We start from the raw sequence: 24,579 nt of genomic DNA, 5'->3' as shown, positions 1-24,579 counted from the left end.
ACTGAGTGAATAGGGGAATGAATATGGATAAAATAGCGTTAATGGAAGAAGCCAAAAAAGCAAGAGAACTTGCTTATGCACCGTATTCAAAGTTCAAAGTTGGAGCTGCTTTGCTAACAGAAAACGGTGATGTATATAAAGGGTGTAACATTGAAAATGCAGCGTACAGCTTATGTAACTGTGCGGAGCGAACGGCGCTGTTTAAAGCGTATTCAGATGGGAATAAACAATATACAGCACTTGCTGTAGTAGCAGACACAGATCGTCCTGTTTCCCCTTGTGGCGCATGTCGACAAGTTATCTCAGAACTGTGTCCAAGCGATATGAAAGTATATTTAACGAATTTAAAAGGCGACGTAGCAGAAATGACAGTAAGCGAACTGCTGCCAGGCGCATTTACAGCGGAGGATTTACATGAGTGAACAAAAGTTTAAATCAGGTTTCGTGTCAATTATCGGTAGACCAAACGTAGGGAAATCTACGTTTTTAAACAGAGTAATTGGCCAAAAGATTGCGATTATGAGTGACAAACCTCAAACAACCCGAAACAAAATTCAAGGAGTGTATACAGACAACGATTCACAAGTCATTTTCATTGATACGCCAGGGATTCATAAACCAAAGCACAAGCTTGGTGACTTTATGATGAAAGTGGCTCAAAATACGCTTCGTGAAGTTGACCTTGTTTTATTTATGATGAACGTTGAACAAGGTTTTGGGCGCGGCGATGAGTTTATTATCGAGCGTTTAAAGGAAACAAACACTCCTGTCTTTTTAGTGATGAATAAAATTGACCAGATTCATCCAGACGAGCTTTTTCCCCTTATTGAACAATATAAAGAACTTTACGATTTTAAAGAGATTATTCCAATTTCAGCATTGGAAGGAAACAATGTTGATACATTGCTAGAACAAGTAAAGCGCTATGTGCCAGAAGGTCCTCAATACTATCCAGCAGATCAGGTAACAGACCATCCTGAGCGTTTTATTATTAGTGAACTTATTCGTGAAAAGGCGCTTCATTTAACACGTGAAGAAATTCCTCATTCAATTGCTGTTGCGATTGAAGCAATTGAACGACGTGAAGGTGGAAATGCTGTTTATGTTAGCGCAACAGTTGTTGTTGAAAGATCTTCCCAAAAAGGGATTATCATTGGGAAACAAGGGAAAATGTTAAAAGAGATTGGAAAACGTGCTCGGGTAGATATTGAGAACTTGTTAGGATCGAAAGTATTTCTAGAGCTTTGGGTAAAGGTTCAAAAAGACTGGCGCAATCGTTCCACGCATCTTAGAGATTTTGGATTTAGAGCCGACGAATATTAAGTGGGGATTTACTAAATTTTGTGTTACATGATTTACTTTTGAAATGGCTATTCTAATCTTAAGCAACTTGAAATTGTAAGCCGATGATTAGGAGGGGTATTTCATGTTAAATCTTACCTGGAAAGTATTTGAGAACACAGGTAATATCGACGCTTATCTTCTTTTTAAGGAAATGGAAAAGAAGGTGGAAGAACCCACATCACAGACGGAACTGTCCGAGGATGATAATATAACAATGTTGTAGAGCGTTTGTGCTATAAACGAATAGGTGAGCGTATTGTTAAAAAAATGTGAAGGTATTGTCATTCGTGCAAATCATTATGGTGAAAGCAATAAAATTGTAACGCTTTTTACAAGAGAGCTAGGAAAAATCGGGGTTATGGCAAGAGGAGCTAAAAAGCCAAGCAGTCGCTTGTCAGCCCTTACACATCCATTTACTTATGGTAGTTTTTTAATACAAACTGGATCAGGAACAGGTATGGGAACTCTTAGTCAAGGAGAGATCATAGCCTCAATGCGAAGCATACGTGAAGATATCTTTTTAACCGCGTATGCTTCTTATGTTGTTGAATTAACGGACCGGGCAACAGAATCTAGAAAAAGCAATCCATTTTTATTTGAACTGCTTTTTCAAACTTTAACATATATTGATGAAGGATATGACAAAGATGTTCTTCTTTATATTTATAAACTAAAAATGCTTGATGTATTAGGGATTGCACCACAGCTAAACAGATGTGCTATTTGCGGTGCAAGCGATGGCGTTTTTGCATTTTCTACAAAAGAGGGAGGACTTCTTTGCCATCGTTGCTATGAACACGATCCGTATCATATTAAATTAACGCCTATGCTTGTTAAGCTGCTTCGTCTTTTTTATTATATGGACTTAAAAAGGTTGGGAAGTATTTCATTGAAAGAAGAAACGAAAAAAAGGCTCGCTTTTATTATTGATACGTACTATGCTGAATTATCTGGTTTAACGCTTAAATCTGAGCGTTTCTTAAAACAGATGAATTCTTTACGTGATACTTTTTCTGATGACGTACATGAAAAATCATAATGCCACTTCTTATGAATTTATAGACTACCTAAGCATTTCCCTTTCATAACTGTTAAATTAGTATATAATAATGATAGTCGAGTATGGCATATATTGTTTTTTGAATTAAGGTGGTGATTAAGATCGAACTCAATCACAGACAAGAGCATATTTTACAAATTGTAAAAGATAACGGCCCCATTACAGGAGAACAGATTGCCGAACGTCTTAATTTGACGAGAGCAACGTTAAGACCAGATTTAGCAATTCTTACGATGGCAGGATACTTAGAAGCAAGACCTCGAGTAGGCTATTTCTATACGGGAAAAACCGGGTCACAGCTTCTAGCTGATAAAATTCGTAAAATAAAGGTAGAAGAATATCAGTCGATTCCTGTTGTTGTAAATGAATCTGTTTCAGTCTACGATGCGATCTGTACAATGTTTCTTGAAGATGTGGGAACGTTATTTGTAGTAGATAAAAGGTCTTATCTTGTAGGAGTTTTATCACGAAAAGATTTATTAAGAGCAAGCATGGGGAAACAGGAATTGAATTCGATTCCTGTTAATATTATTATGACAAGAATGCCTAATATCACCTATTGTCTTAGAGATGATTTACTTGTTGAAGTTGCAAAAGGTTTAATTGATAAACAAATTGACGCCGTCCCTGTTGTGAAAGATCATCCTGATGGATATGAAGTTGTCGGCAGAATAACGAAAACAAATATCACAAAACTTCTTGTTGCTTTAGCAGAAGATGATCAATAAAAATTTCATGAGTGAAAAAGGGGATGTAAATGTTGATGAATAATCCATTTATATATGTGCTATCAGACTCAGTAGGAGAAACAGCTGATTTAGTTGTGAAAGCAGCAACAAGTCAATTTCATCAATCAGAAGCGGTCATCAAAAGAATTCCTTATGTAGAAGATTACGCAACATTATCCGAAGTAGTAGCACTTGCTAAGTTAAATGATGGCATTATTTGTTTCACGCTTGTAAAACCAAAAATGAGGGCTTTTCTTTTAAAAGAAGCAGAAGAAAATGGAGTTCCTGTATTTGATATTGTTGGCCCTTTAATCGATAAAATCCAGACATCTTACAAACTTCAGCCACGTTATGAGCCAGGGCTTGTTCGCAAGCTTGATGATGACTATTTCAAGAAAGTAGAAGCGATTGAGTTTGCGGTTAAATATGACGATGGACGAGATCCGCGCGGTATTTTAAAAGCTGATATTATTTTAGTTGGTGTTTCAAGAACGTCCAAAACGCCGCTTTCTCAATTTCTTGCCCATAAACGTTTGAAAGTAGCTAATGTGCCTATTGTTCCTGAAGTTGAGCCTCCTCAAGAGCTTTTCCAAGTTTCAGCTAAAAAATGTATCGGTTTAATGATCAGTCCAGAAAAGCTTAATAATATTCGACGAGAGCGTTTAAAATCTTTAGGCTTAAATGATGGAGCTATTTATGCAAATATCGAACGAATTAAAGAGGAGCTTGATTTCTTTGAAAAAGTCGCAGGGAAAATTGGCTGCCAAGTTATTGATGTATCAAATAAAGCTGTAGAAGAAACAGCAGGAGTTATTTTAAACAAATTATATAAGCACTAAGAAGGCATTTAGTTTGTAATTGTCTATTTACTTCGTGTCTTCAACAGATGGACAACTTTGTAATTTCCTGTAGAAAATATTAATAATTTGTATTATAATAAAAAATTGTGATAAAAAGATTGGTTTTAGGTTTAGACTCCGTCTATAACGAATAAACTAGTGGTATGAAGCGAAACTTCCTAACATGGGATTTTTTCATTCTCAAGTGGGAATTCACCACGTATTCTGTATATAAATAGACGGAAAGAGAAAAAAGATTTTTAGAAGGATTCTCTGGAGGGATGTAGAATAGAGAAATATAGCCGTAGAAATTCCAGAGTTTTTGTCGATGGTGATGCTTGTCCAGTGAATAAGGAGATTGCGAAAATCGCCAAAATGTACGACCAAGACGTCCTATTTGTCGCTTCTTATGCACATATGAGAAAAGACGAAGGCCAAAATGAATGGAAGTATGTCGACAGCGAAGCAGAGGAAGTTGATCTCTATATTTTGAATATGGCCCAAAGAGGAGATATCGTCGTTACCCAAGATACTGGGCTTGCAAGTATGCTCATTGGGAAAGGTGTTTATGTTCTATCTCCACGTGGGAAATACTATAATAAAGAGGATATGGATCAAATTCTATTTTTTCGCTACGCATCTGCTAAAGAAAGACGCGCTGGACGTTACCCAAAAGGGGGTCCATCTTCCTTTAGTGAAAATGATCGTCAAAATTTCAAGGAATCCTTCATAAAATTATTGTCGAACCTTAAAGGAATTTAAAGATTTATGAAGAATATGAATTAAGGTGGAGCTGTTCGAAATGGGAGGAAAAATTCCTGAAGAAGTAATAGAACAGATTCGACGTTCCATTGACATTGTAGATGTTGTGGGCGACCATGTTCAGCTTAAAAAGCAAGGAAAAAACTATTTTGGTTTATGTCCTTTTCATGGTGAAAATACACCATCTTTTTCAGTTTCCCCTGACAAACAGATTTATCACTGCTTTGGCTGTGGAGCTGGTGGGAACGCCTTTTCTTTTTTGATGGATATTGATGGGCTTTCTTTTACAGAAGCTGTAACTAAGCTAGCTGGTAAAGTGGGAATTCAAGTTGAACAAACTAACAATTCCGAGACAAAAGAACAGCAGCCATCAAACAGAATGATAGAAGCTCATGAGCTTCTAAAGAAATTCTACCATCATTTACTCGTGAACACAAAAGAAGGTCAGGAAGCTTACGATTATTTACTTCAACGTGGTTTTACAGATGAGTTCATTAAACGTTTTGAGATAGGCTATACCATTAATTCTTGGGATTTTGCTGTTAAATTTCTAACAAAGCGTGGTTTTAAGCTTGAGGAGATGGAGAAATGCGGTCTTCTCATTAAGAAAGATGATGGAAATGAATATTTTGATCGCTTTCGTAATCGGATTATGTTTCCAATCCACGATTTGCAAGGAAGAACAATCGCTTTTTCCGGAAGAATACTTGGGGAAGGACAGCCTAAATATTTAAACAGTCCAGAAACTCCTATCTTTTTAAAAAGCAAAACAATTTACAACTTTCATGCTGCTAAAAAAGCAATTCGAAAGCAAGAACAAGTATTGCTTTTTGAAGGTTATGCAGATGTTATTGCTGCAGTTGGAGCGGAATGTGAAAATTCTGTAGCCACAATGGGAACGTCTTTAACTGTAGAACAAGCGAAAATCATTCGCCGTAATGTAGAATCGGTTATTATCTGTTACGATGGAGATGGAGCAGGGATAGAAGCAACTGTTAAAGCTGCCTCAATTTTACAGGAAGTAGGGTGTCATGTGCAAGTTGCTCCCCTTCCAGATGGATATGATCCAGATCAGTATATCCAAGAGTTTGGAGCTTTGAAATTTAGGCAGAGCGTAATTGAGAATAGTTTAACATACACATCCTTTAAGCTACGATATTTGAAGAGAGGAAAAGATCTTCAAAACGAAGCAGAACGAATGCATTATATTGATTCCGCTCTTAAAGAAGTAAATACTTTAACAAAAGCAGTAGAAAAGGAGCATTATTTACGACAGTTAAGTGATGAGTTTTCTATTTCACTCTCTGCTTTAAAAGAGCAGGAACTTCAAATAAACAAAGTTCAGAAGCAAAAAAAGGATAATGCACAAGGAAATAGAAATAATATAGCTAGAAAGCTTTATACGCAAACGCAGTTATTACCATCTTATCAGAAAGCAGAGCGCTTTTTGCTGGCCTATATGCTTCGAGATGCTACTGTATCTTTACGTGTACAAAATGCGGTGCAAGGCAAGTTTAACGTTGATCTTCACCAAGCATTAGCAAACCATTTGTACGCTTTTTACGAAGAAGGCCACGAAGCTGATTTGAGCGTCTTTGTTCAGTATATATCAGATAAAGAACTAACTCGCTTAGTTTCTGAGCTTGCAATGATTCCACTTCAAGAAGAATTAACAGAACAAGTTTTTAACGATTATCTTTTTGAGATTTTGTCAAAGAAATCTGCTCATGATGAGATCCAAATGAAAAAGCAGGAGCAGATAGAAGCAGAACGCAGTAAAGATTACAGAAAAGCAGCAATGATTGCGAAAGAAATTTTAGAGATGACAAAAACTTTAAAAAAGCGATCATTATAAAATGCACCTTAACGTTTGATATAGTGTAAATATTGGAAGGAGGGGGCTAAATGGCTGAAAAGTCAGCTCGTTCTAAACAACTTGAACCTGAATTAACCCTCGATCAGGTAAAAGAGCAACTTTTGGAAAATGGTAAAAAACGAGGCGCACTAACATATGAGGATATCGCAGAACGCCTGTCAAGCTTTGAGCTAGAGTCGGAACAAATGGATGAATTCTATGAGTATCTTGGTGAACAAGGAATTGAAATTCATGGGGAAGCAGAAGAAACAGCAAGCGCTCCAAACATTCAAGATCTTGCTAAAGCTGAGGATTCAGAATTTGATTTAAATGACTTAAGTGTTCCTCCTGGAGTTAAAATCAATGACCCTGTACGTATGTACTTAAAAGAGATTGGTCGTGTTGATCTTCTTTCTGCTAAGGAAGAGATTGAGTTAGCTCATCGAATTGAAGAAGGAGACGAAGAAGCAAAGCGTCGCTTAGCTGAAGCAAACCTACGTCTTGTTGTTAGTATTGCAAAACGTTATGTTGGGCGAGGAATGCTCTTCTTAGACCTTATTCAAGAAGGAAACATGGGTCTTATTAAAGCGGTAGAAAAGTTCGATTACCGTAAAGGATTCAAATTTAGTACGTATGCAACATGGTGGATTCGTCAAGCAATTACTCGTGCTATTGCTGACCAAGCAAGAACAATCCGTATTCCAGTTCATATGGTTGAAACAATTAACAAGCTTATTCGCGTACAACGTCAGCTTCTTCAGGATTTAGGTCGTGAGCCAATTCCAGAAGAAATTGCTGAAGATATGGATTTAACACCTGAAAAAGTGCGTGAAATCTTAAAGATTGCTCAAGAGCCTGTATCACTTGAAACACCGATTGGTGAGGAAGATGATTCACATCTTGGTGACTTTATTGAAGATCAAGAAGCAACATCACCTTCTGAACATGCGGCATATGAGCTTTTAAAAGAACAACTTGAAGATGTTCTTGATACACTAACAGATCGTGAAGAAAATGTTCTGCGTTTACGTTTTGGTTTAGATGATGGCAGAACACGTACACTTGAAGAGGTTGGTAAAGTGTTTGGCGTAACACGCGAGCGTATTCGTCAGATTGAAGCGAAAGCTCTTCGTAAGCTTCGCCATCCTAGTCGTAGTAAACGTTTAAAAGATTTCCTTGAATAGAATACAGACAGCTTAGAAAAGGTAGTTTGCTTCTTTTGGGAGTAAACTATCTTTTTTAGCTATATGTTTGGTCATATTCTCTTTTTTAAAAAGGCTTTCAATGCTTCTTCTTGTTATTTTTACCATATTCTCTTCTTGACTTTTATTTTACTCAATTAGAAAACGATTTGCAAACTCTCTAAGCAAATATTTATTTACTCTTTACAATTATAATCGAAAGCGTAATCATTTTTGAAGAGAAAAGGAATAAAATAGATAAAAAGGACATGTAGAAAATAAAAATTAATAATCTATACAAAGTTTTTCTGAATTGTCCAAAAAGTTAGTGTTATCTTATTGGTAACCCTTTCAAAACATGCTGTTTTCAAGTAAAATAAAATTGTCTGTTGTAAGGAAGCCTGTCGCTACATATAAAGAGGAGGGAAGCGGGTATGAATCGTAATCCACTTGTACCGTTTTTTTTCATCATGGCATTTGGCATTTTACTAATGGTCATTTTAGGCTTTAAAGGCAATGGAGATCAAAAAGAGCTTGCCCAAGAAAAAGAAGGTGGGGCAAAGCAGGAAGAAACAGCTGCAAGTCCAGAGGAAATATATAAGCAAACCTGTATTAGCTGCCATGGAGAGCAGTACCAAGGTGTATCAGGCCCAGCATTAAAAGGGGTTGGCGAGAAGCTTTCACAAGAGGAAGTTAAAAAGATTATTACACAAGGAAAAGGTGGTATGCCAGCAAACCTTGTTCCACAAGAAAAAGCAGATGAAATGGCAAAATGGGTTAGGAAGATAGAGTAGCAAGATAGAGTAGCTGATAACGCTCCTTTTACATTCAAAAGGGGCTTTTTTATGTTCTTTTTTTCTTTGAACTTGAAAGAGAGCGCTGAAATCTTTATTATGAGAGAAGAAAATAACATGAGTAGGTGACATGATTGACGACAGTTAAATTATCAAATCGTCTTAAGCAAGCGGTAGAATTTATTCCAAAAGGAGCCGTTATTGCTGATATTGGATCTGACCACGCATATCTACCTTGCTATGCGTATGAGATGGGATACATAAAAGGAGCCGTAGCTGGAGAAATTACGGACGGTCCGTTTCAGTCGGCTTTAAATCAAGTGAAAAATTTAGAGCTCAATGAGAAGATTAGCGTTCGAAAAGGGGACGGCCTTGAAGTGATCTCTAAAGGAGAAGTAGACTGTGTTGTAATAGCAGGAATGGGCGGTGCATTGATTACAAACATTCTAGAAGAGGGAAAACACAAATTAGAAGGTGTTACTCGTCTTGTTTTGCAGCCTAATATTGGGGCAAGAAATGTTCGTAAATGGCTTATTAATAACGACTGGGAACTTAAAGGAGAACATATCCTTGAGGAAGATGGACACATTTATGAAGTGTTAATGGCAGAGAGAGGAAATCCTATGTCTCCATATGGTGACGCATTAGAAAAAGGCCTTTTGCTTGGACCTTTCTTACGTGAAGAGAAAAATGAAACATTTATAAAAAAGTGGATTCATGAAGAAAGCCACCTTGAACGGATTATTAAGCAGCTTGAAAAAAGCACTTTAACACAAGAAAACTTGAAAAGAAAAGGGGAAATGGAACAAGATTTAAAATCGATTAGGGAGGTTTTATAGTGGCAAAGGAAGTAAGCGGCCAAAAAATTATTGAAGTATTTGAATCATTTTCACCAAAGAACTTAGCGGTTGAAGGAGATAAAATTGGTCTTCAAATTGGAACGTTAAGCAAATCTGTAAAGCGTGTAATGGTTACATTAGATGTTATGGAAAATGTGGTAGATGAAGCAATTGAAAAAAAAGTGGATTTAATTATTGCTCACCACCCGCCAATCTTTCGACCTTTAAAAACAGTAACAACGGATGGAGCAACCGGAAGAATTGTAGAAAAATGTTTGAAACACGATATTGCCGTTTATGTTGCACATACAAACCTTGATGTGACAAAAGGCGGTGTGAATGATTTATTAGCAGATGCTCTAGGAATAAAAGATACGGCCGTTCTTGCTCCAACGGGTGAAGAAGCATTGAAAAAGCTTGTTGTATTCGTTCCGAAAAGTCATGCTAATGAAGTAAGACATGCTCTTGGAACCTCAGGTGGGGGGCATATCGGTAACTACAGCCACTGTACATTCAATACAGAAGGAAAAGGAACATTTCTTCCGCTAGAAGGTACAGATCCTTATGTAGGGACAACCGGTGAACTTCATGAAGAAGAAGAAGTACGAATTGAAACAGTATTCAAAGCTTCAGATGAAAAGAATATTATACGTGCAATGAAAAAGACACACCCATATGAGGAAGTTGCTTATGACGTCTATGATCTTAGCCAAAAAGGAGAAGAGTATGGTTTAGGACGCATTGGCAAACTTGAAGAGGAAACAACGCTAGGGGAGTTTGCTGAGCGTGTTAAACGTGTCTTTAGTGTGAGTGGTCTTCGCGTTGTTGGAAATCTTCAAGACAAAGTACGTAAAGTAGCTGTTTTAGGTGGGGACGGTAATAAATATATGTATACCGCTAAATTTAAAGGAGCCGATGTTTATGTGACAGGAGATTTATATTTCCATGTTGCTCAAGATGCAATGAATGTAGGACTTAATGTTATTGATCCTGGTCATCATGTTGAGCAAATCATGAAACAGGGCGTTACAGACAAGTTAACAGCTCTGTTTAAGGACGAAAATATTCTATGTGAAGTATTTCCATCTGAAGAAGATACAAACCCATTTCAATTCATGTAAAAAAGGTGAGGCATTAATGCCTCACCTTTTTTAATTATGAGCGCGAAAGTTCTTGCGCTGGTTGTGGTTGTTTAACTTTTGGTAAAATTTTAGAAAGCGGAACTTTCTTTTCATTTTTCCATGTTGTTTCATCATGTTCATCGAACTGATCAATAAACTGAATAACTTCACGCACAATTGGAGTTGGCGTAGAAGCACCAGCTGTAACAGCAACTTTCTTAGCTCCTTTTAGCCAATCAATTTTAAGCTCTGAAAGATCTCCAATTCTGTAAGCTGTTGTGCCAGCGATTTCTTCTGAAACTTGTGCTAGACGATTTGAGTTGTTACTTTTTGGATCTCCAACAACGATCGTTACATCTGCTTCACCAGCTTGTTCTGCAACAGCTTCTTGGCGAACTTGAGTAGCAAGACAAATTTCTTTATGCTGCTCCACGTGTGGGAATTTTTCTTGCACTTTTTCCATTACGTCTAATACATCCCATTGGCTCATTGTTGTTTGATTTGTAACAATGATTTTGTCGCTTTCAATATTCAAGCTTTTCACATCTTCAGCTTTTTCAACAAGATGGACGATATCAGGGGCAACACCAAGTGCTCCTTCTGGCTCTGGGTGATTTTTCTTTCCAATATAAATCACTTGATAGCCTTCTTTTTTCTTCGCGCGAATTAAATCATGCGTTCTTGTTACATCAGGGCAAGTAGCATCAATAGTTGTAAGCCCCTTTTCTTTCGCGCGTTTTTTAACTTCTGGAGATACACCGTGTGCTGTGAAAATGACAGTTCCATTTTCAATTCCTTCTAAAATCTCTAAACGGTTTGCTCCATCAAGCGTAATGATGCCGTCTTCCTCAAACGCATCTGTTACATGCTTGTTGTGTACAATCATCCCTAAAATATAAATGGGACGAGGTAGACTTTTATCTAAAGCGGCATTGCGGGCAATAACCATAGCGTCTACAACCCCATAACAATATCCGCGAGGTGCAATTTTAATTATTTCCATCATCAATCCTCCTCGTTAAACTAGAAAGAGCAGGTACTCTTGTTTCATTATAAAGGAGGATACTGCAGAATACAAAGAAAGAAATGTGGAAGAGCTAAGTTAAATATAAAGTTTGGGCTGGGAAGTTTTAGCATTTACTTTTGTTTGGTTAGAAGTTTTGGCCCTTGCTTTTGTTTGGTTAGAAGTTTTAGGTTGTTTTAATTTTTGAACCTTTTTTACTTCTTTTTTAACAACGGGCTCTTCAACATCACTTGGCGTTGATTGATCATCAGTGGTATTATCATCTTTAAGGGCTTTGTAAATTTTAAACATAGCCGGCACGTTTCTGACCATTGGTCCGTATTGCTGTACCATTGGTGTTACGCGCTCAGCAACACCTAAGACTTTTTGGACGTTCGTCATCACAGACGTTAGGTTGAACGCTTTCGGAGCGGCTGCGGCGTTTTGGACGCTAGACAGGCCAGCGTTTCGACCTAAAATTTTTGCTAAGATACCTCCGCCAGACGATGGTTGCGGCATGTTTGGTACCCCTCTTGTCATTTGAAAAGGGACCATTCCTCCTCGAGTCATTTGCGGTGGGAAAGATCGTCTAGGAAACAATGAATACACCTCCTTTAATAAACTTTCTATACTATATGCACAAAAAAGGGAGTTGCTTATTGAGAGGGACCTTAATGAAGATGTTTTTGAAGGGGAGTATAGACTTTATAAGCATACTCGCTTATAATCATATACAGTTTGCTTTAGGGTAAAAAGAAAAGGAGATTAACATGAAACAAACCAAATTTGAAAAATTCTCGTTTCAACCGTTTTTAATAGAGGCGATAAAGGATTTAAACTTTTATGAGCCAACTGAAATTCAGGAGCGTATCATTCCCTCTCTGTTAAATGGGGAAAGTGCGATTGGACAATCACAAACTGGAACAGGGAAGACACATGCATATTTACTTCCTATTTTAAATAAGATTAATCCGCATAAAGATCATGTACAAGCTGTGATTATGGCACCAACGCGTGAACTTGCTCTGCAAATTCACGAAGAAGTACAAAAAATTACGATCTTCACAGAAGAAGATGCGAAGATAACGTCTAAATGCTTAATTGGTGGAACAGACAAACAGCGTACAATTGAGAAGCTTAAGCAACAGCCACATATTGTTGTTGGAACACCAAGTCGTATTCATGATTTGATGCAAGAAGGAGCTCTTTCTGTTCGCCAAGTGGATACAATTGTAGTTGATGAAGCTGATCTTATGCTTGATCTTGGCTTTATTGAAGATGTAGACCGCATTGCAGCGGCTATGAAGGAAGATGTTCAAATCCTTGTTTTCTCAGCTACAATTCCTGAGAAACTTAAGCCATTCTTAAAGAAATACCTAGATAATCCACGCTATACACACGTTGCACCAAAACAGCTTACAGCAGCAAAGCTTGAGCATATTTTAGTTCCACAGCGTCATCGTGATAAAAAAGAGCTTGTTTATAATATGTTAACAAACCTTAATCCATATTTAGCAATCGTTTTTGCTAATACGAAGAAAAGTGCAGACGAGCTTGCAGACCACCTTTTAGAAAAAGGCCTAAAAGTAGCTCGTATTCATGGTGGCTTAGAGCCTCGTGAACGTAAACGCAGCATGAAGCAAATTCAAGACCTTCAGTATCAATACATTGTAGCTACAGACCTTGCAGCACGCGGAATTGATATTCAAGGAGTAAGTCATGTTATTAACTATGAAATTCCACAAGATTTAGATTTCTATGTGCACCGTGTTGGAAGAACGGCTCGTGCTGGTTATGATGGAACGGCCATTACAATCTATGAACAAGGTGACTATGAAGCACTTATGAGCTTAGAAAACAGAGGCATCGAGTTTGTGAACAAAGACTTAGAAAGAAATGAATGGGTTGAAGTTGATGATCGCAACAAGCGCCGCAAGCGTGTGAGACAAGAAGATGAAGTCGAAAAAACAGCTCATAAGTTCATCCGTAAACCAGCTAAAGTAAAACCAGGATACAAAAAGAAACGTCAGCGTGAGATTGATCGTTATGTAAAAAAACAAAAGCGAAATACGAGAAATGCACGTAAGAAATAAAGTAAGGGAAAGACGCTCTATGTAGCGTCTTTTTTGATTGAAATGCTGCTTTTATGATAAAATAAAGCGTACTAAATTAGGACGCGATGAAAAGCAGCTGAGAAATATTTACGTAGTGGAGGTAGCAATATGCTTAAGATAGGCTCACACGTTTCTATGAGCGGGAAAAAAATGCTATTAGGTTCTAGTGAAGAAGCATCTTCATATGGAGCTAATACATTTATGATTTATACAGGCGCGCCACAAAATACAAGGCGTAAAAAAATTGAAGAACTGAATATTGAAAAAGGTCATATTCATATGCGTGAAAATGGAATCGACAACATTATCGTCCATGCTCCGTATATTATTAATATTGGGAACACAAAAAACCCTGATACGTTCCAGCTAGGTGTTGATTTTCTACGTTCTGAAATTGAGCGTACAGCAGCGCTAGGGGCCCGTCAAATTGTTCTTCATCCAGGAGCACATGTTGGAGCTGGAAGTGAAGAAGGTATTTCGCAAATCATTAAAGGTTTAAATACAGTGCTGACGGCAGAGCAAGATGTTCAAATTGCTTTAGAAACGATGGCTGGAAAGGGCTCTGAATGTGGACGTTCCTTTGAAGAAATCGCTAAAATCATTGATGGTGTTACACACAATGAAAAGCTTTCTGTTTGTTTTGACACATGTCATACACATGATGCTGGATATAACATTAAAGAAGACTTTGATGGAGTGTTAGAGGAATTTGATAAGATTGTAGGAGTTGAACGCATTAAAGTTGTTCATCTTAACGACAGTAAAAATGAACAAGGAGCAGGAAAAGACCGCCATGAAAACATTGGTTTTGGGCATATCGGTTTTAAAGCGCTCCACTATGTTGCGAACCATCCTACACTCGCACATGTACCTAAGATTTTAGAAACTCCTTATGTTGGCGAAGATAAAAAAAATAAGAAGCCTCCATATAAAGTTGAGATCGAGATGCTTCGTTCAGGAGAATTTGATCCAGAGTTTAGAGAGAAATTGTTCCATTAAAATAAGCCAGGAGAACGACTACTGAGTTCATGAGGGTTGTTCTCCTGATTATATGCATTACTTTGCGATTAGTTCTTGAATGAGCTGATTAATCTTACGTGCTGTTTGTTGGTCTGTTACTCGTGCAATTTTTTTTATTAACTCTTTTCTTTCCTCTACATTAAAAATGTCAACTTTTTTTTCCTTCATAATATTAACAAGGGTAGCTGCCTGTGCATCCGTCAAGCTAACGTCATATTTTTTGCTATACTGCATTAATTCTTTTACAGACATACGATTGATTTTATTGTTCACAATCTGTTTGAAAATACCCATTCAAAAGCCTCCTTATTCTCGTTGTTACAGTCTATGTTTATGAAGGGCAAACGTGTCTTAGTGCACAAAACGTGATTTCATAATGCATCCTAATAAAGTAAAGCCTTGGTTAATCAAAGAATCACAGAGAACTTTTGTGCATTTTAAGAAGTGGACCAAGAAGGGAGAGCCAAAGTTATTATGAAACAACATAAAAAAGAAAAGCTGTCACACTTTTTAATGCGCTATTTTTTAATTGTTATTGGAGCAGGTCTAGCTGCTGTTGCGATTGAGCTTTTTCTTGTTCCCAATGATATTATTGATGGTGGCGTTATTGGAGTATCGCTTATTTTGAGTCACCTTAATGCGGGAGCTATCCCGTTTGTAAACTTTGCAACGCTCGTTATTATTATTAACCTCCCGTTTATGTATTCTGGGTACAAATATATTGGCAAAACATTCGTCTTCTCTTCAATTTTCGGAATTGTATGTCTAGCGGTTATTGAATCACAGCTTCACCATGTAGAGGCTTTTACAACACAGCCTATTTTAGCTACCGTTTTTGGAGGGCTCATTCTTGGTGCTGGAGTTGGATTAGTTATTCGAAATGGCGGTACAATGGACGGTACAGAAATTTTAGGTATCCTTTTAACGAAAAAACTGCCGTTTTCACTAGGTGAATTTGTAATGTTTGTGAACATTTTTATCTTTATTTGGGCTGGCTTTGTATATGGTCCTGAACAAGCGATGTATTCTGTAATGGCTTACTATATTGCATTTAAAACAATTGATACTGTTATACAAGGACTTGATGAAACAAAAGCTGTGATTATTGTATCTGATCATTATGCAGATGTTTCTGATGCGATATTAGATCGTCTTGGCCGGGGAACAACAAAGTTAAAAGGAAAAGGCGGCTATACAGATGAAGATAAGGAAGTTATTTATGCTGTTGTAACACGTCTTGAGGTAACGAAGCTAAAAGCAATTGTACATGAAGTAGATCCAAAAGCCTTCATTACCATTATGAATACGCAAGAAACAAAAGGAGCGCAGTTTAAGTCTGCCATCCATTAAAAAGGGCAGCCGCATCGATTTTGGAAAAAGATGCTGGCGTCTTTTTTTTCTTTAAAAACCTTTGTATTTACAAAAATAGTGTGTTCCTGTATACTACATAAGTAACCAAATCGTAATGATTCTTATAAAAAGTATGGTGAAGAACATTGACTCAACAATATGCACTTGAAGTAAACGATATGTCCTTTCGATATGATCGAGAAACAGTGCTAGATAATATTAACTTAAAAGTGCCACAGGGCGCTTTTTTAGGGTTGGTTGGACCAAATGGTTCGGGAAAATCAACGCTTATCAAAAGTATTCTAGGATTGCAAAAACCTTATAAAGGTTCTATTAAACTGTTTGGAACAGATGTGAACAAATATAAAGACTGGAGTAAAATAGGGTTTGTCTCTCAAAAGGCAAACAGCTTTAACTCAGGCTTTCCTGCAACTGTTTTTGAAGTTGTCTCAACAGGACTTACATCAAAAATTGGTTTATTTAAATTTATGAAGAGCGAGCATAAAAAGAAGGTAGAAGAAGCAATCCGAGCTGTTGGAATGGAAGCTTTTATGAAACGTAATATTGGGGAGCTTTCAGGAGGACAGCAGCAAAGGATTTTTATTGCGCGTGCCCTTGTAAGTGATCCTAATCTATTAATTTTAGATGAGCCAACAGTTGGGGTAGATGCGTTGAATGTTCAAAACTTCTATGATTTACTTTCTCATCTCAATAAAGAAAAGGGAATCACGCTTTTACTTGTTACACATGATATTGGCACAATTACAGAAAAAGTTACTCATGTGGCTTGTTTAAATAAGCATCTTCATTTTCACGGAAACACAGCAGAGTTTGAGAGTTTAAAAGATAAGGACCTGTCCGCATTTTATGGGCATCACGTTCACGTTCTGTCTCATGAACATGGAGGACAACCGGTATGATCGCAAATTTATTTCAGTTTGAATTTTTACAAAATGCATTTATTACAGGGATATTAATTGGCTTTCTAGCGCCGCTTCTTGGTGCTTTTATCGTTGTAAGACGATTATCCCTTATCGCCGATGCGCTTAGTCATGTGACCCTTGCGGGGATTTCAGCAAGCTTGCTGTTAGAAAAAAAGCTTGGTTATCAGCTTAATCCTCTTTACTTTGGTATGATTTTTTCTGTAGCAGGTTCACTTTTTATTGAGAAACTGCGCGGCCTTTATCGTCACTACCAAGAGCTTGCTATTCCAATCATTCTATCAGGCGGAATTGGAATTAGTGTTATTTTCATTTCGCTTGCAGATGGCTTTAATAGCGATTTATTAAATTATTTATTCGGAAGCGTGAGTGCTGTAAGCCGAACAGATCTATGGACTATTGTGGGGGTAGCGATTGTTGTTACGCTTGCCATTATTATCTTTTATAAAGAGCTATTCATTTTATCATTTGATGAAGAGCATGCAAAAGCATCTGGCGTAAAAGCAAAAGCTATTCATTTTCTATTTATTGTCATGGTTGCTCTTGTTATTGCAGCAAGTATGAATATTGTTGGTATTCTGCTTGTGTCTGCTTTAATGACTCTTCCAGTTGCAGCAAGTATGCGATTAGCAACAGGGTTTAAGCAAACAATTATTTTATCAATCATTTTTGGAGAAGTTTCCGTAATTGGTGGACTCATTTCTTCATATTATTTAGACCTTGCTCCAGGTGGAGTCATCGTTGTAATTGCCATTCTTATTTTGTTAGGGTCTATTTTAGTAAAAAAAGGGTGGGGAAGAAAACATGAACATTGATGATGCAATACGGATTTTAAAAGATGAAGGATACAAACATACAGGAAAACGCGAAGATTTGCTTACACTGTTTGCTGAAACAGATAAGTACTTAACAGCAAAAGATGTGTTAGAGAATATGAAAGATGCATATCCTGGATTGAGTTTTGATACCATTTATCGTAATTTATCTCTATTTACAAACTTGAATATTCTAGAAGTAACGGAGCTCGCTGGTGAGAAACATTTTCGCTTTCAGTGTGCTGCTGGCCACCATCATCATCACTTCATTTGTTTGGACTGTGGGAAAACAGAAAAACTTGCAACATGTCCAATGACAATTGTGGATGATTCATTAGATGGTTTTCAAGTAACAGGTCATAAGTTTGAAGTTTATGGTAAATGTAAAAAATGTGCGGTATAAGAAAAGGGACAAGCGTAGCTTGTCCCTTTTTTTGTTTGTTAAAAAAATGGGAGGATAAACATGGCAATAAGGAGGGAAACAATTCCGACTCCAATGGCCCATGTACCAGCGCCCCTTGCACCTTTACGACGAGCGATAAACCCTAACACAATCCCTGCGATACTAAGGATAACCGGAAGGAAGAAAAACGAAAGAACAGAAAGGATAAGCCCTAAACGTCCATAGCCAATTCCTTCACGACCATTTTGGTTGCTACGATCTTGACTTCTATCAGTACGTTTTTGCTCAATATATCGTTCATTACGAACATCTCCGCCTAATTCTGCTGCTGTTTCTTCCATGAAGGGTTCTTCATATTCTCGGTCTTTATACGGTGTATCTAAATCTTTTCGATATTGGTCTTTCTCCATTGCAATCCCCGCTTTCTGTAATCTTGAATGCTCAAGATAACGTGTAATAAAGCTTGATGGATGAACTTATAAGAGATGGAGAGCCTCCCATAAGTAAGACATATTCTTCATTATCTCAACGAAGTATTTGTCTTATCAGCATAAAGCTGATTACTCATAGTATGGAGCAAATGCTCGTAATTATAGGAATTAAACTTTTCCATTTTTGGGACTATAGCTTGTATGCTACACTGTACATAAGGAGTGATAAAACGTGAGGAAAAAGCGATTTGGGATTGATATTGACGGAACTGTAACATCACCAGAAACATTTATACCGTACTTAAACGAAGCATTTCAGCTTACGTTAACAATTGATGATATTAAAGAATACGATTTGGTTCCATTTGTAAATGTAAGTAGGGAAGAGCTTGGCCAATGGTTTGAAGAGAATGAACGAGACATTTATAAAAATGCTCCATTAGCTCCATATGCAAAAGACATTTTAGCGGAATGGAAAGAGGACTACGAACTTTTTTACATAAGTGCACGACATGATAAGCTACTTGACGTAACAAAAGGGTGGTTTGATGAGAATGGAGTACATTTTCATCACATTGATTTAATTGGGTCACATGAAAAAGTGGAAACAGCTAAAAAATATGAGGTAGATGTCTTTTTTGAAGATAAGCATGATAATGCATGTGAAATAAGTGAGGAATGTGGAATTCCTGTTATTTTGTTTGATACACCATATAATAGGTTGCCTGTTCCTCAAAATGTTCATCGTGTAACAACATGGCATGAAGCAAAGGAACTTATTGATAAGTGGTTTGGAAAATAAAAAAAGCGCCGTTTGGCGCTTTTTTTATACGTTTGCTTCTTCTTCTTGTTTTGCTGCTTTTTCTTTTGCGTAATGCTCTTCAGCAATTTTGTCGATTTCTTTTTTCAGTTCTTCAACCATTGTTTCTTCAGGAACTTTACGCACTGTTTTTCCTTTACGGAATAAAAGACCTTCACCACGTGCACCAGCAATTCCGATGTCTGCTTCACGCGCTTCACCAGGTCCATTTACAGCACAACCAAGTACAGCAACCTTAATCGGTGCTTTAATTGTAGAAATATATTCTTCAACTTCATTTGCAATGCTGATAAGATCAATTTCAATTCGTCCACATGTAGGACAAGAAATTAATGTTGCAGCATTTGCAGCAAGACCAAATGATTTTAGAAGCTCACGAGCTACTTTGACTTCTTCAACAGGATCAGCACTTAGTGAGATACGAAGCGTGTTTCCAATCCCTTTTGAAAGAATAGCGCCAAGTCCAGCAGCACTTTTTACCGTTCCAGCAAACAGCGTACCTGACTCTGTAATACCTAGATGTAGAGGATAGTCAAAAGCTTTTGCTGCTTTTTCATATGCTTCAATTGCTAAGTTAACGTCTGACGCTTTCATAGACACGATAATATCATGGAAATCAAGGTCTTCTAAGATTTGAATATGATGAAGTGCACTTTCAACCATTCCATCTGCAGTAGGGTAGCCGTACTTATCTAAAATACGTTTTTCAAGAGAGCCAGCGTTAACGCCAATTCGAATTGGAACTCCACGTTCTTTTGCCGCTTTTACAACTGCTTCTACTTTCTCACGACGCCCGATGTTACCTGGGTTAATTCGGATTTTATCTGCTCCACCTTCAATGGCTTTAAGAGCTAATCTATAGTCGAAGTGAATGTCTACAACAAGAGGAATGTTGATACGCTTTTTAATTTCGCTAATAGCATTTGCCGCACGTTCGTCTGGACATGCTACACGAACAACTTGGCAGCCTGCCTCTTCCAAACGTTTAATCTCTGCCACTGTTGCCTCGACATCGTGGGTTTTAGTTGTTGTCATACTTTGAATTATTACTTCATCGCTACCACCGATTGTCAAATGACCGACTTTAACAGGGCGAGTCTTCGTGCGATGTATGATTTCACTCACGTGTTAACATCTCCTTTTAGTAAAGTTCACATTTCAAACATTATTCCTTAATAAGAATAACGTGTTATTGAAAAAATAACTAGTAGTAAAAGTAAGTTGAATACATTTCTTTCTTCCGTGAATGGAAATACTACTAAGGAATGTGACTTTGTTCTTATATTTTAGCAATGAAAAGGGGAAGTTGACAAGAAATATACTAAGAGGAGCCGTAAATTGGAAATTTATACTTCTTTCCAACTTGAATATTCTCAGGTGAGAGATTATCGTTTAAGCGTCGAAAATCTTGGCTGATTTTCTCAATATTTAAATTGGAGTCTTCCTTTTGTAGTTGACTAATAATGGATAGTACAGTATCGCCCTGTTGGACCACAACAGTTTGATAATCTTGTTTTTCTGATTTTTGAACAGCTGCTGTTTCAACAGCTTGTGGAGAAGAGGCTTTCAGCGTTCCTACACTAATATCGTAATAAGCAACATACCCGATAAATAATACGATAAGAAGTACGCCTAGTTTTTTCATATGTTCCTCCTTGCCTTTTGTACATACTCTTTTTAACTTATGTTAGAAAAACCATCATCATGATGAGAAAGAAGGAAAAGAAATGAATGATCAAAAAATTACTGTGATGCTTGGACTCCTTCCTTTTATAATGGTTCTTGGGAATTCTTCTTTAATTCCAATCCTCCCTGAAATTCAGCAAAATCTTAACTTAAATGATACGCAAACAAGCTTTATTTTAAGTGCGTTTTCATTGCCAGCTGCGCTTGCTATTCCTTTTGTAGGAATCCTTTCCGACCGATATGGAAGAAGAAAGCTCATTGTTCTATCGCTTATATTAGTGATACTTGGAAGTTTGATCGCAGGAGTTAGTGAAATTGTAGGATCTCAATATAGCTACTCCTTGCTTACTGTTGGGCGCATCATCCAAGGAGTGGGAGCGGCAGGTACTACGCCTTTAGCAATGGCATTAGCGGGTGATTTGTTCAGTGGTGACAGAAGAGCAAAAGTGCTAGGTATATTGGAAGTATATAATGGTATTGGAAAAGTAATTGCTCCTATTATTGGGGCTGTAATTGCTCTTATCGCTTGGTATGCGCTTTTTTTTCTTTTTCCACTAGTAGCTATTATTCCTCTTATAGGGGTTGCAAGATATGTGAAAGAAGAAAAACAGAAAAGCACGGTCTCTTTTTCAACTTATATTAAGAAGCTTGGGAAAGTTTTAAAACGAGAACAGCGCTGGCTGTATCCAATGTTTTTTTTAGGCGGTCTTTGTCTCTTCTTATTATTCGGCTCTCTTTACTATCTTTCCTTTCTTATTGAAGAAAAGTATGGGATGGATGGTTTTTTCAAAGGAACATCTTTTGCCATTCCACTAGGAGCGATGACAATTACTTCTTATTGGACAGGGAAAAGAATTAAGGAGAATAAGATGATGATGAAAAAGTTAGTAGTAATCGGTGTTACTTTCTTAATTTCCATGTTTTTTATCATGGTCTTTTTTCATTCACTCCCTTTTTTAATGTTTTGTTTAACAGTAGCTCTTGGCGGATTAGGATTTTTGCTTCCATGTATTAATATGCTTGTGACTTCATCAGTAAGAGAGGAAGAGAGAGGATTCATCGTTTCGATATATGGGATGGTACGGTTCATTGGGGTAGCACTTGGGCCAATCATCTTTGAAAACTGGATGAAGGATGTTGAATTAATGTTTTATAACTCTTTAATGTTAACAATTATTGCTGCTGTTTGGTTAGGCTTGCGTACACGAATTCATGCCCCTTCATATCAATAAAGATTTATTATAAATGTTCAGTAATAACAAAAGCTTTAGAGTCTGTTTGTTGCTACGCGTTAAATGAGAGGGTGTGTAATATTAAGTAGAGCTTAAAAGTTCGGAAGGAAATAGGTGATTTATTAGCATTTAAATAAGTGTAAAATTCGGTAATTCAACGAATTGATTATATACCAGACTATAGTGACGATTCTTCGTGATGAATCGAAAATTTAAAAAATAGAGCTTTCTTTCTTATTTAAAAAATAGGGGGTAATAACCTTATTTACCAATTTGTAAACTAAATAATAACCCCATGTAAATGTAATGTTAAGTTATTGTAAATGTTAAATGAGTTCTGTTTACATAGTATTTTTTTTACGTTAAAACTATTTGTGGGTTTCGAAAAAAATGTCGAAAAAAATAGAGATAAAAAGCTTGAAGGGGTTGAAGATGTGGAATTAGATATCCAAACATTAATATTCGAATTTATTGGCGGACTTGGGATTTTCTTATTTGGTATTAAGTCTATGGGTGATGGCTTACAAAAATCAGCAGGAGATAAGCTTCGTGATATTCTAGATAAGTTTACAACAAATCCTATAATGGGTGTACTAGCAGGGATGCTAGTGACAATATTAATACAAAGTAGTTCTGGGACAACGGTTATTACTGTAGGACTTGTTAGCGCTGGTTTTATGACATTAAGGCAAGCTATTGGAGTTATTATGGGGGCAAATATCGGAACAACCGTAACAGCCTTCATTATTGGAATTGACGTAGGTGCTTATGCATTACCGATACTTGCAATTGGATCTGTTCTCATCTTTTTCTTTAATAAAAAACGAGTTAATAATATTGGGCAAATCTTCTTTGGATTTGGTGCTTTATTCTTTGGTCTTGAATTAATGGGAGGGGCAATGAAGCCTCTACGTTCTCTAGAATCTTTTCAAGAGTTAACAGTAAGCATGAGTGATAATCCTATTTTAGGTGTAGTTGTTGGGACACTTTTCACTGTTATTGTGCAAAGTTCGAGTGCTACAATTGGAATTTTACAGGAACTATACGGACAAAATGCAATTGATTTAAAAGCAGCCCTTCCTGTATTATTTGGTGACAATATTGGTACAACGATTACAGCAGTATTAGCATCTTTAGGTGCTTCAATTGCAGCAAGAAGGGCTGCTCTTACACATGTTTTATTCAATGTTATTGGAACAACGATCTTCTTAATTATTTTACCTTTCTTTACTCAGTTTGTTGGCTTTCTGCAAGAAGCCTTCTCGTTGAATAAACCAATGACGCTTGCTTTTGCACATGGTACTTTTAATTTAACGAATACGCTTATTCAGCTTCCATTTGTAGGTGTTTTAGCATATATTGTAACGAAAGTAATTCCTGGCAAAGATACAACGATTGACTACAATCCACGTCATCTTGACCCTGTCTTCATTGAACAGTCGCCATCAATTGCTCTCGGACAAGCTAAGGAAGAAGTTGTTCGAATGGGGCAGTTTGCCACAACGGGCGTAGAAGAAACTGGACAGTATATGAAAACAAAGCAAAGAAAACATTTTGATATAGCTGTTCAAATTGAAGACGCGATTAATAATCTTGATCGGAAAATTACGGATTATCTTGTTTTGCTATCAGCGAGTTCGCTGTCACCAGGAGAAAGTGAAGAACATTCTATGCTTCTAGATTCTGTTCGTGATATTGAACGAATTGGTGACCATTTTGAGAATATCAATGAACTTATTGATTATCAGTTAGCAAATAAAGTAAGAATTACAGATGATGCTTCAGCAGATTTAGAAGAGATGTTCTCTCTTACTTTAAGGGCAGTAAAACAAGCAGTCTACGCTCTCGAACATAAGGACTTGAATAGTGCCCGAGAAGTGTTAGAAAAGGAACATAAGATTGACCTTATGGAACGAGCATTGCGGAAAAAACATATCTTACGTTTGAATGAACGTAAATGTTCAGGTGCAGCAGGGATTGTCTTTGTAGATATCATTAGTAATTTTGAACGAATCGGTGATCACGCTGTGAACATTGCTGAAGCTGTTTTAGGCGAAGGAGAAGATAAAGTACGTAATTATAGTTAGTATGAATGAAAATAACCGTAGGCATAGATTTATGCCTACGGTTATTTTATCTTTATGTTAACATTTATCTTTATCTATTAAAGCAAGGAGAGGTTTTGAAGGAGTGATATTCTGGCAACACAATACTTAAAATGTTAAAAAGGAATTTATAGGA

The 24,579-nt window shown here is 37.0% G+C and carries 27 protein-coding genes; 21 read left to right on the top strand and 6 right to left on the bottom strand.

Annotation, left to right across the window (positions count from 1 at the left end; genetic code table 11):
* Positions 1-23: 23 nt before the first annotated feature.
* The 12 genes from ACK3CR_RS22290 to ACK3CR_RS22235 all read left to right on the top strand — a co-directional run bounded on the left by ACK3CR_RS22290 (position 24) and on the right by ACK3CR_RS22235 (position 10,523).
* The gene (locus tag ACK3CR_RS22290) at positions 24-422 is read left to right on the top strand and encodes a cytidine deaminase (RefSeq protein WP_111921918.1); all 399 of its coding nucleotides are present in this window, start codon (positions 24-26) and stop codon (positions 420-422) included.
* Positions 415-1,323 (top strand): GTPase Era, encoded by a 909-nt coding sequence (gene era / locus ACK3CR_RS22285; RefSeq protein ID WP_019391443.1) that lies wholly within the window; start codon positions 415-417, stop codon positions 1,321-1,323. Before ACK3CR_RS22290 ends, era begins: the two co-directional genes overlap by 8 nt.
* Before the next feature lie 103 nt (positions 1,324-1,426).
* Entirely contained in the window at positions 1,427-1,567 is a 141-nt protein-coding gene (locus ACK3CR_RS22280; RefSeq protein ID WP_019391444.1) for a YqzL family protein, read from the top strand.
* 33 nt (positions 1,568-1,600) lie between these two features.
* The gene (gene recO, locus ACK3CR_RS22275; protein ID WP_488976119.1) at positions 1,601-2,383 is read left to right on the top strand and encodes a DNA repair protein RecO; all 783 of its coding nucleotides are present in this window, start codon (positions 1,601-1,603) and stop codon (positions 2,381-2,383) included.
* Positions 2,384-2,493: 110 nt separating this feature from the next.
* Positions 2,494-3,132, top strand: a complete 639-nt coding sequence (ccpN, locus tag ACK3CR_RS22270; protein WP_026009479.1) for a transcriptional regulator CcpN — start codon at positions 2,494-2,496, stop codon at positions 3,130-3,132.
* 35 nt (positions 3,133-3,167) lie between these two features.
* Positions 3,168-3,971, top strand: coding sequence for a pyruvate, water dikinase regulatory protein (locus ACK3CR_RS22265; RefSeq protein WP_243517612.1), 804 nt, complete (start codon positions 3,168-3,170; stop codon positions 3,969-3,971).
* Between the two features lie 288 nt (positions 3,972-4,259).
* A complete protein-coding gene (locus ACK3CR_RS22260; RefSeq protein WP_026009481.1) occupies positions 4,260-4,733 on the top strand; it encodes a YaiI/YqxD family protein in 474 nt (157 codons plus the stop codon).
* A 40-nt stretch (positions 4,734-4,773) separates the two neighbouring features.
* Positions 4,774-6,588, top strand: a complete 1,815-nt coding sequence (gene dnaG, locus ACK3CR_RS22255) for a DNA primase (RefSeq protein ID WP_488976118.1) — start codon at positions 4,774-4,776, stop codon at positions 6,586-6,588.
* Between the two features lie 50 nt (positions 6,589-6,638).
* Positions 6,639-7,772 carry an RNA polymerase sigma factor RpoD gene (gene rpoD / locus ACK3CR_RS22250; RefSeq protein WP_019391450.1) on the top strand — a complete coding sequence of 378 codons (1,134 nt, stop codon included), beginning with the start codon at positions 6,639-6,641 and terminating at the stop codon, positions 7,770-7,772.
* 431 nt (positions 7,773-8,203) lie between these two features.
* Complete coding sequence (gene cccA / locus ACK3CR_RS22245; protein WP_243517617.1) at positions 8,204-8,563, top strand: cytochrome c550; 360 nt, start codon at positions 8,204-8,206, stop codon at positions 8,561-8,563.
* Positions 8,564-8,697: 134 nt separating this feature from the next.
* Positions 8,698-9,402 carry a tRNA (adenine(22)-N(1))-methyltransferase gene (locus ACK3CR_RS22240; RefSeq protein ID WP_243517619.1) on the top strand — a complete coding sequence of 235 codons (705 nt, stop codon included), beginning with the start codon at positions 8,698-8,700 and terminating at the stop codon, positions 9,400-9,402.
* Positions 9,402-10,523: a Nif3-like dinuclear metal center hexameric protein gene (locus ACK3CR_RS22235; protein ID WP_488976117.1), complete on the top strand. Its 1,122-nt coding sequence runs from the start codon at positions 9,402-9,404 to the stop codon at positions 10,521-10,523. The genes ACK3CR_RS22240 and ACK3CR_RS22235 overlap by 1 nt, the downstream gene beginning before the upstream one ends.
* Before the next feature lie 34 nt (positions 10,524-10,557).
* Here the strand turns inward: ACK3CR_RS22235 and ACK3CR_RS22230 are convergent, their stop codons facing one another.
* Together ACK3CR_RS22230 and vrrA are read right to left on the bottom strand one after the other, a co-directional pair.
* Positions 10,558-11,526 carry a 4-hydroxy-3-methylbut-2-enyl diphosphate reductase gene (locus tag ACK3CR_RS22230; RefSeq protein ID WP_243517627.1) on the bottom strand — a complete coding sequence of 323 codons (969 nt, stop codon included), beginning with the start codon at positions 11,524-11,526 and terminating at the stop codon, positions 10,558-10,560.
* Between the two features lie 99 nt (positions 11,527-11,625).
* A complete protein-coding gene (vrrA, locus tag ACK3CR_RS22225; RefSeq protein ID WP_488976116.1) occupies positions 11,626-12,126 on the bottom strand; it encodes a VrrA/YqfQ family protein in 501 nt (166 codons plus the stop codon).
* 170 nt (positions 12,127-12,296) lie between these two features.
* On the opposite strand from vrrA, the gene ACK3CR_RS22220 reads away from it, so the two are divergent.
* Together ACK3CR_RS22220 and ACK3CR_RS22215 are read left to right on the top strand one after the other, a co-directional pair.
* Positions 12,297-13,619 (top strand): DEAD/DEAH box helicase, encoded by a 1,323-nt coding sequence (locus ACK3CR_RS22220; protein ID WP_243517631.1) that lies wholly within the window; start codon positions 12,297-12,299, stop codon positions 13,617-13,619.
* Between the two features lie 129 nt (positions 13,620-13,748).
* A complete protein-coding gene (locus tag ACK3CR_RS22215) occupies positions 13,749-14,639 on the top strand; it encodes a deoxyribonuclease IV (RefSeq protein ID WP_243517633.1) in 891 nt (296 codons plus the stop codon).
* A 57-nt stretch (positions 14,640-14,696) separates the two neighbouring features.
* Here ACK3CR_RS22215 and ACK3CR_RS22210 read toward each other — a convergent pair whose 3' ends face one another.
* A complete protein-coding gene (locus ACK3CR_RS22210; RefSeq protein WP_243517634.1) occupies positions 14,697-14,954 on the bottom strand; it encodes a DUF2624 domain-containing protein in 258 nt (85 codons plus the stop codon).
* 180 nt (positions 14,955-15,134) lie between these two features.
* Between ACK3CR_RS22210 and ACK3CR_RS22205 the strand changes: the two genes are divergently transcribed.
* From ACK3CR_RS22205 to ACK3CR_RS22190, 4 genes are all read left to right on the top strand, one after another.
* Complete coding sequence (locus ACK3CR_RS22205; RefSeq protein WP_019391459.1) at positions 15,135-16,010, top strand: YitT family protein; 876 nt, start codon at positions 15,135-15,137, stop codon at positions 16,008-16,010.
* Between the two features lie 179 nt (positions 16,011-16,189).
* Complete coding sequence (locus tag ACK3CR_RS22200; protein WP_488976220.1) at positions 16,190-16,930, top strand: metal ABC transporter ATP-binding protein; 741 nt, start codon at positions 16,190-16,192, stop codon at positions 16,928-16,930.
* Positions 16,927-17,766, top strand: coding sequence for a metal ABC transporter permease (locus tag ACK3CR_RS22195; RefSeq protein ID WP_040056810.1), 840 nt, complete (start codon positions 16,927-16,929; stop codon positions 17,764-17,766). The genes ACK3CR_RS22200 and ACK3CR_RS22195 overlap by 4 nt, the downstream gene beginning before the upstream one ends.
* A complete protein-coding gene (locus tag ACK3CR_RS22190) occupies positions 17,756-18,169 on the top strand; it encodes a Fur family transcriptional regulator (protein WP_243517635.1) in 414 nt (137 codons plus the stop codon). Before ACK3CR_RS22195 ends, ACK3CR_RS22190 begins: the two co-directional genes overlap by 11 nt.
* 38 nt (positions 18,170-18,207) lie before the next feature.
* On the opposite strand, the gene ACK3CR_RS22185 is transcribed toward ACK3CR_RS22190, so the two are convergent.
* Positions 18,208-18,579: a DUF4190 domain-containing protein gene (locus ACK3CR_RS22185; RefSeq protein WP_061802004.1), complete on the bottom strand. Its 372-nt coding sequence runs from the start codon at positions 18,577-18,579 to the stop codon at positions 18,208-18,210.
* Positions 18,580-18,832: 253 nt separating this feature from the next.
* Here ACK3CR_RS22185 and ACK3CR_RS22180 point away from each other — a divergent pair, with 253 nt between their 5' ends.
* The gene (locus tag ACK3CR_RS22180; protein ID WP_243517636.1) at positions 18,833-19,402 is read left to right on the top strand and encodes a 5' nucleotidase, NT5C type; all 570 of its coding nucleotides are present in this window, start codon (positions 18,833-18,835) and stop codon (positions 19,400-19,402) included.
* Positions 19,403-19,426: 24 nt separating this feature from the next.
* Here the strand turns inward: ACK3CR_RS22180 and ispG are convergent, their stop codons facing one another.
* Both ispG and ACK3CR_RS22170 read right to left on the bottom strand, forming a co-directional pair.
* A complete protein-coding gene (gene ispG / locus ACK3CR_RS22175) occupies positions 19,427-20,545 on the bottom strand; it encodes a flavodoxin-dependent (E)-4-hydroxy-3-methylbut-2-enyl-diphosphate synthase (protein ID WP_243517637.1) in 1,119 nt (372 codons plus the stop codon).
* A 196-nt stretch (positions 20,546-20,741) separates the two neighbouring features.
* Positions 20,742-21,065 (bottom strand): LysM peptidoglycan-binding domain-containing protein, encoded by a 324-nt coding sequence (locus ACK3CR_RS22170; protein WP_328122418.1) that lies wholly within the window; start codon positions 21,063-21,065, stop codon positions 20,742-20,744.
* A gap of 82 nt (positions 21,066-21,147) precedes the next feature.
* On the opposite strand from ACK3CR_RS22170, the gene ACK3CR_RS22165 reads away from it, so the two are divergent.
* Positions 21,148-22,338 carry an MFS transporter gene (locus ACK3CR_RS22165; protein WP_243517639.1) on the top strand — a complete coding sequence of 397 codons (1,191 nt, stop codon included), beginning with the start codon at positions 21,148-21,150 and terminating at the stop codon, positions 22,336-22,338.
* Positions 22,339-22,772: 434 nt separating this feature from the next.
* The gene (locus ACK3CR_RS22160; protein ID WP_243517640.1) at positions 22,773-24,425 is read left to right on the top strand and encodes a Na/Pi cotransporter family protein; all 1,653 of its coding nucleotides are present in this window, start codon (positions 22,773-22,775) and stop codon (positions 24,423-24,425) included.
* Positions 24,426-24,579 lie beyond the last annotated feature (154 nt).

It is taken from the genome of Priestia sp. TRM10, assembly GCF_057808375.1.
Note: the sequence above shows the minus strand (reverse complement) of the source record. Positions and strands in the feature narration are given on the sequence as shown.